The organism is Shewanella sp. YLB-07, from assembly GCF_009377275.1.
The window spans coordinates 206,726-214,822 of sequence record NZ_VOQB01000013.1 but is presented as its reverse complement, the minus strand read 5'-3'; the positions used below and the strand labels follow the sequence as shown (position 1 = coordinate 214,822).

At 45.1% G+C, this 8,097-nt stretch carries 5 protein-coding genes; all 5 read right to left on the bottom strand.

Annotated elements, in window-relative coordinates:
- Positions 1-517: 517 nt before the first annotated feature.
- On the bottom strand, positions 518-1,960 hold the full coding sequence (locus FS373_RS24340) for a phosphomannomutase (protein WP_144048401.1): 1,443 nt from the start codon (positions 1,958-1,960) through the stop codon (positions 518-520).
- A 121-nt stretch (positions 1,961-2,081) separates the two neighbouring features.
- Positions 2,082-3,521: a mannose-1-phosphate guanylyltransferase/mannose-6-phosphate isomerase gene (locus tag FS373_RS24335; RefSeq protein ID WP_152830806.1), complete on the bottom strand. Its 1,440-nt coding sequence runs from the start codon at positions 3,519-3,521 to the stop codon at positions 2,082-2,084.
- 501 nt (positions 3,522-4,022) lie between these two features.
- The gene (locus FS373_RS24330; protein WP_144048399.1) at positions 4,023-4,820 is read right to left on the bottom strand and encodes a substrate-binding periplasmic protein; all 798 of its coding nucleotides are present in this window, start codon (positions 4,818-4,820) and stop codon (positions 4,023-4,025) included.
- 45 nt (positions 4,821-4,865) lie between these two features.
- On the bottom strand, positions 4,866-6,566 hold the full coding sequence (locus FS373_RS24325; protein ID WP_152830805.1) for a ShlB/FhaC/HecB family hemolysin secretion/activation protein: 1,701 nt from the start codon (positions 6,564-6,566) through the stop codon (positions 4,866-4,868).
- A 281-nt stretch (positions 6,567-6,847) separates the two neighbouring features.
- Complete coding sequence (locus tag FS373_RS24320) at positions 6,848-8,068, bottom strand: threonine/serine ThrE exporter family protein (protein ID WP_144048398.1); 1,221 nt, start codon at positions 8,066-8,068, stop codon at positions 6,848-6,850.
- Positions 8,069-8,097 lie beyond the last annotated feature (29 nt).

Here is an 8,097-nt window from a genome sequence, read left to right as displayed (position 1 = left end):
CGCCTAATAAACGATAAATCCCCAGCACCTAGTGTTGGGGATTTTTTCGTTTAACAGCTTTTGAAATGAGCTTCTCACATGGGGAATATAGATAGCGCATGCGCAGCATGCATCCTTTTATGTGATAGTAGGGTGATATCGCTGCGTTCAGCAAACGAAGTTTGATGCTGCGGTAGAACGCGGAGGATTTATCCGAAGCTGGGCTATTGGAAGGCGCCTCCGCTTTTTGCGTCTGGATATTTTTAAATATAAATTCTATTGCCCATATCCAACGTCAATATAGGCAGGTGGCTTATCCACTTAAGCACGTACGTGCAATGCCTACTCCCCATGTGTTCGGCCTTCGGCAAGTATCATGACCATTTCAAGCTGGGCCATTGGAATTTGAAGGCACCTTGGTTGCAGGCTACAAAGGAACTAGCCTCGATATTCAATATCGACACTTCCGTATCTGTCCCATAGGGATACGAAGAATGTCTTTGAAGCGTAGGGAATGCTTATACCAATCGGTATAGGTTTATTCGGATAAGAGATCTACAAACCCATTAACGCTGACCTTGCTTAAACAAGAATGTACTAGGAATTTTGCCATGTCGACGGTATCAGCTTCAGCGTAGCATCTGAGTTCAGGCGCATTTCCGGAGGGGCGTAAGTGGATTATTCTGTTGTCGTTGAGGGTCACTCGTAAGCCATCGGTACAATCAAGGGTCTGAATTGATACTTCTTCAAATCCTAAGGCCTTGAGTAGTCGGTTAGGATTGTCTTGGCCTAGAGTCAAAATTATTTGGCTACGTTCCGTGGCAAAGTTTTTTATACGGTCGCTGTATGTCACTCTTTTGGGGAGGGAGTCGACTACGGCTGAAATAGTTTTATATTTAGCCTCTGCAAAAAGCATTAATGCTGGTAAGAGGGCATCTCGAGTCGGCAGGGCTTTAAGTGTATTTTGCTTGAGTCTTACATCACTGCCGAGCAAGAAGCCCCCGTTTGCTTCAAAACCTGCGATTGTTTCATAATTTTCTGCTAGAGCAGAAAACTCAGCAATAACATAGGGCGAGCCAATCTTTGTTCGTTTCACATGAGAGAAGTATGCACAACTCTCGATGGCCGTATTGCTATTAACAGGTATTGAGAGTGCCTCTATGTGTAATGCATTGGCACAGAGTAAGCCTAAAATATCACCCCGTAACCAAGTGCCATTCTCATCGGCAACGAGGGGACGGTCGCCATCGCCATCGGTTGAGAATATGGCATCGAGAGCATATTGTTTTGACCACTTGTTCGCTTTAACTATATCCTCATCGGATACTGCCTCGGTATCGATAGGCACAAAATCATCACTTCTCTCTAAAGCTATGACTTCGGCGCCCAGGGCCGAGAATATCTCAGAATATAAGTCTCGCCCAGCACTTGAGTGCTCATAAATACCAATACGCTTGCCTGTGAGAAGCGAAGCATTAAACAATGATATGTAGCGTTGGACATAAAGCCTTGCAGCACGCGGGTTAACAGCAAGGTTAGGGATGTCTTCTAAGGGGGAAAACTCTGCCCGAGTACACAAGATCTCTTGTTCATCAGATTTGCTTATTTCTCCATCGGGGCGATAGAACTTCAAGCCATTACGGTCAAATGGAATGTGGCTTCCGGTGACCATGATACTAGGTATATTATCTTGCATTGCAGCATATGCTAGTGCGGGTGTTGGAACTACGCCATAGTAAATAGCTTTGATACTCAAGTGTTCCAGTGCCTTGGCACAGGCCATTGCCATCCGAAAACTACTAGGGCGATTATCAATAGCGATGGCGACATGGTTGAAAGTGAAGGTTTGCCGCTGAGTCGCGACAAATGAGTGGGTGAAAGCCGCACAAACTTCATTGGTAAATTGAGTGACCAGCCCACGAGCACCGCTGGTGCCAAAGGCTATACCACTACTTTTAATTACATTTGAACTCAATAACATCAAAAATCCTATAGGTGAGAGTAAGCACTCTCCCATGAAGATGGTATGACTATTTCTTTATTTAGCGTCAATACTAGAGATTCAAATATTGAAGCTAAAGCTTAGAAAGCTGGCCTGTCGTTTACTCCTGCTCATCTTTGCGGCCGTAGCGGTCTTCAAGGCGGACAATATCATCCTCGCCAAGATAGGACCCCGACTGTACTTCGATCAGCTCTAATGGGATTTTACCGGGGTTTTCAAGGGCATGGGTAGTGCCAATGGGTATGTATGTTGACTGATTTTCTGTTAGTAAGATCTCTTGATCACCGTTAGTCACTCTTGCAGTGCCGGATACCACGATCCAATGTTCGGCCCTGTGATGGTGCATCTGAACTGACAGTTTAGCGCCTGGGTTTACCGTGATATGTTTCACCTGAAAACGCTGACCGTAGTCGATGGAGTCATATTTCCCCCAGGGGCGATATACTTCACGATGGTGCTGCCATTCACTTCGTTGGTTTTCTTTTAATTGCTCAACAATCTGTTTAACTTGCTGAACTTCGGTCTGTTTTGAAACTAAAATAGCATCTTTTGTTTCAACGATTATCACATCTTCCAAGCCTACGGTAGCCACTAGCTTGTCGGTAGCGTGAACATAGGAATTTCTGGTGTCTATGCTTATCACATCGCCTTGAAAGGCATTACCGTTACAGTCCTTGTCTTTCACTTCCCAAAGCGCAGACCAGCTACCTACGTCACTCCAGCCACAATCCATGGGAACGACCACAACTTTATCTGAATCTTCGCTATTGCACAGAGGCTCCATTATTGCGTAATCGATAGAGTTATCCGGGCATTCCTCAAATGCGGCCTTATCCACTCGTAAAAAGTCGAAGTCATGGGCAGTATTAGAGATAGCTTTTTCACATGCTGCATAGATCTCCGGGCTATGAGTTTTAAGCTCATCTAAGTAGCGACTGGCTTTAAATAGGAACATACCACTGTTCCAATAGTAGTTCTTGCTATCCATATAGGCCTGAGCCCTTGCTAGATTCGGTTTCTCCACAAACTTTGCCACACAATAGCCTGCGCCTTTACCATAGGTATCGCCGCGTTTTATGTAGCCATAACCGGTTTCTGGCGCCGTGGGCACTATACCGAACGTAACCAGCTTGCCAGCTTGAGCAAATTCAGTGGCCGTTTTAACTGACTGACGAAACGCTCGTTCATTTTTAATCAGGTGATCGGCAGCTAACACTAACAATAAGGGATCATCATTATTTTTAATCGCGGTTAATGCCGCCAGAGCGATAGCCGGAGCCGTGTTGCGCCCTACAGGTTCAAGAATAATCCCGCTATTGGGGATCTTGTTGGCTCGAAACTGCTCTGCAACTGAAAACCTATGTTCTTCATTACAGATCACCATGGCAGGAGCATGTTCAATCCCCTTGAGACGCATAGCCGTGCTTTGTAGCATAGAGCTATCACCGTTTAAGGTGAGAAACTGTTTGGGGTACATTTGTCGCGACAAGGGCCAGAGCCGTGAACCTGCTCCACCTGCCATGATTACAGGTAAAATCATTCTTTCTCCAAAAATAATAATTAAATCTGTTTAATTAGAGTCACATGTTAAATTTATTATAGTTGCAGCATATTTTTTTTAGCATGCTTATTTTCATTTTTCGTCGCTAATATCTCACCAAGTGAGAAGCAGTGATTAATCTATCACTCAGTTTACTCTGCTTTAAGATTAGATTAATTAGAATCGAAGAATATGCGGGCCTGTATGGGCCATGTCCTATGGGTAAAGCAATGGCACCTCTATTATCTAACGGGTTACCGATGGTTTTACTGGTCAACATCCTTGATCTAGCTGTCATAGGCTGTGTGTAATTCATATTGAGGTGGATTAATTAAATTGTGACTATGAAGTATTGACCCTAAAAAGTGGAGTCGAGGCCGAAATGGTACGTGTGCATTATGTTATTCGCAAAGAGACGGTACATGAGCATGTATTCGAGTTCGAGGAGGTGAATGTGATATTGAGAAAACAGCAACAATGAATTTATTCAAGCATAGGTTTTTAGAAAGGAATGTTGAGACTCGGGTATTGCGATGGGTTTAGCTTAGGTGTTTTCACATGCCAATGCTTAAACAGCGGATCGAATACGCCTTGATGTAACAGTGTTGCTAGATGGTGATTGAATGATTTTATGGTGTCGTAGTCGTTGTACTGCATTTTAAAGCCAAGATAATAATGGGTCTTCTCATTACTGCTTAAGTAATCTAGATCTGAGATATTTAGTTGGATGGCGTAGTAAGCACCTACGTCTCTATTGACGAAGTAAGCATCGAAACGTCCAATAGCTAACATTCTTAGAGGTTGTTGATTTGCAGAGTTAAGCATGATGATTTTCATCGGTTCCAGCCCTAGTTGCTGTTGGTTAAGATCTATATTTAGCAAGGATTGGTAAGTATTTGAGGGGGCAAGGACACCTATGGATTTACTTGATAACTGATTTATTTTACTGAGGTTACTTTGCTTGAGAGAGTAAAATCCGTATTCAGTCTCAAGCATTGGTACTGAGAACCATATGGAGGTGGCACGCTCTTCATTCCAGCCCAAAAAATGTCCATTGGCTTGTCCGCTGTGAAAGGCTTTCTTCGCTCGTTTATTCGGGAGTAATTCAATCTCGCAGCCTTGCTGCCAGCTTTTACAAGCGAGTCTGGCTATTTCGACGAGAATGCCAGTGATCTGATTGTTCGAGTCCTGAAAGCTGAAAGGCGCAAATTCATGGCAGACGATCTTCAAAGGCTTAGCATCGACATTGGCGAGCAAGCTGGTGAGAGAGACAAGGAATATGAGGAAGTAGCGAAACATAGATAGCCAAATGATGAGCCTTAACTATCAGTTTAGTCCTTCTCTCTAGAAACGGTTTCTTACCTGGAAGCGCCATTCCCAGCTGTTTACTTCTACTCCTGAGGTGAAAGGGAGGGTGAGGTCTATGTGAGCCACGTTACCGTAACTCGAACGAGATGAATAGATTCTTGCGCCTATGCCTATGCTGCCTATTGGACCCGATACTTCATTATTTTCATCGGGTCCGCCAAAGGCTTGCCCTACATCGACAAAAGCAGCCCAGCCGAGTTCGGCGAGTTGATATAGGTTAATATTCGGGTAGTTACGCAGCTCTGTAGTAAATAACCATTGATTATCACCATGCTGGTAATTGTTAGGGTAGCCACGTATGCCCGTGTCATCGCCCAGGGCAAAGGTCTTATCTAAATAGTTATTTCTAGATGTACTGAGCCTGGTCTTAACGTAAACCGTCCACTTTGGATCTATCTGATAGAAGTATTCCGCCATCATGTTGACCTTATAGAAGTCTTCTTGGCTGGTAGCAAACACCCCCGAACCGTCAAACTCCAGCAAGAGAAGCTCTGCATCGGCCTGATAGCCGTGGGTCGTTTTCCAGTTAAGGTGGTAGCCAAGGGCAGAACCGTCCCCGGTATCTTGGGTTTCCAGGCCCAATTTAAAGTAATGATGCCAGCCTAAGTTAAAGTCTTCGTTATAGTTGATGAGGTGGACATTGTTCAACACCTTGAAGTCATCTTGCAAATACTCATAGGCGAGCCAGGGGTAGAGGAAGTCCCGGTCTTGGGGGATCTCTGAGTCGGGGTATTTTTCTGTGATGGCAAACAAGCTTTGATCTTGGGTGATACCTGTGATGATACGAGTGCGAGAGTTGTCACTCTTGCTCACCCGCCAGCCATACATCAGACTATTGAAGTCATGTTGCTGTTCAAACTCATTGATGTCCATGCCATTTTGCCTAAGGGTATCGATTCTGAGGTCGTCACTGTAGATAGCCGAATACATATCTTGGGTATCTAAGGTATAGAAGGGCTTGTTGAAGTAAAGCTGTGTCGCCTCCCCGTCACTATTGTCTTGATAGTTAAAGGCGACTTTTGAGTGTTTGATAAAACTATCCAGAGGGGCTTCCAGTGAGATTTTATAGCCGCTTCTATCGGCGTCAGATTTGTACTTAATCCGGGTACGTATACCGTAGCCAAGTAAGTTATCTTCCTTAATGCCTATGGAATATTTACTTTCACCGCCGCTATGACTCAGACTCATAGTCGGTAACAGTGACCAGTTATCCCAAGTTTCAACCAAGAGTGTATCCCCTTCTTCGGCAATATCTGAATCGGGACCTTTTTCTACCAGACTGACTTTTGCATCGCGTATGTAGGGCTCGTATCTCAGTAGTCTTTGAGCCTCATCGAGGTCTTTCTGTGTGACACGATTGCCAGCCTCGAAGTTTAACTTGTTGAGAATGATAGATTCACGGGTATTAATATGAAGATAGTTAGCCCAGCGATGGATAAAGAAGGCATCGGGAGCTGACTCATCGAAGATGGGATTACTGGAGACCACTATTTTGCGGATGAGTTTCTTCTGGGTGATCTTTGGGCTGGTGTCCTCTCGAGCAAAAGCCTCATCGTCAGCCAGTATTGAAGGTTCATCTGATGATGTTTCAGTTAACGTCGAATCGTCTCCTCTGCCAGGCATACTGGCCATAAAGCAGACAATAAACAGAGATAAATTCGACGTGCATCTCATCATATAGAGGCCTTTTATAATCTTTTCGTGTGTTTGATTACCTAATAGAATTTTTTGGGCTACAAGTTAATAACACACGCCAGACAGGAGTTAGTCAAGGTTAAAGATGAAATATGTGAGTGATTTAACATAGGTAGAATGGTGGGTTACAAGTGTTAAAAAGGCATAGGTACTGGGAAAAGTCCTACTGGCGGGGCTTGAACTGATTGCGGAAAACCTCTCAGCGCTAAATGCTAGTTTTAACGCTGAGTATGGTAGCTGGATGAGCGAGTGGTGACAGACTTCTAGAGTGTTCTTCGCGGAGGCACGGCAACATTGGCGAAGATGAGTCCGGCAATGAGCGACATAAAGATCAGAAAGACCTGGCTGCCTATGTGTGATTGATTAAGCATGGTCTCACCTAAGATAAGTGTATTCAGGCCTATGTAAGTTTTACTGCCGGGCACTAAGATCACTATGCCTTGTAGCAAGGCAATAGAGGCCGGAGCCTTCATCCAGCGGGCAAATAAATTGGAATAGACTCCAACGGCGAATGCGCCGAAGAAGATGCCGATGGAGTCCCCGAGATAGATACTGCCTAACATGGATGAGAAGAATGCGACTATGCCAGCGAGTATTCCCCAAGGAGCATCTTTCATACGGGCTTTAAAGATGATCACCAATGCCATAGAAAGAATCGGCACTGCCGACCAAATAGCCCATCTGGGTAAAGGTGCGGGCTCGAAGCTGATTGCATCGCCGAAGATGGCTGAGCCTACAACCATGCCCAATATCGCGCCGAAATAGAGCTTAAACAGTAACATGAAGGCATCCATGATACGTGCAGTACCCGAGATCAGATCTCTGGCGGCGAGTTCTGCCATGCCTAATGTTAGTGCCAACCCTGGGATAAAGATGATGATGCCGGAGAGGATCACCACTGGGATATTTATACTCGGGTCGAAATGTGAGATAGCTGTCGCCGAAATGGCACAGAGGATGGCCGCTAAGGGTTCAAGCATCTCGGCCATACGCTTGGATCGCTCGGCGCGGTAGACCAAACCGTAGACCATGAGTCCTAGCATTGCCGACCAGAATACATCATTCCAACTGGTTCCCATCAACATAGCAAATGCGCCGGCTGAGCTGCCGAAGGCCAATAAGGTTTGCTTGGTACCGTAGGGGTTTGGCTTGTTGGCGATCTCTTCGAGGCGTTCTAATGCCTCGGTTAGCGTACGCTTACCTGAGACTAATTCTTCGACCAACTCATCGGTACGAGCCAGAGAGCCAAGATCTAATTCACCGGGGTTTACTCGGGCGACATGGTTATACTCTTGATCTGTATCGTGCTGCAGCACAAAGGTCATCGCCGTTGGCGAAATAAGAAAATATCCTTCTATGCCAAGTAAGCTCGAAACGGCTTGAAGATGGGCTTCCAGTCGATAGGCCGGAGTACCAAACTTATGCAACGACTTACCTAACTTGATAATAAAACGTCGTTTCTCAAGAAATTCTTCGTTGTCCACTAGCGAGGTCCATTTGTGATTTAGATATT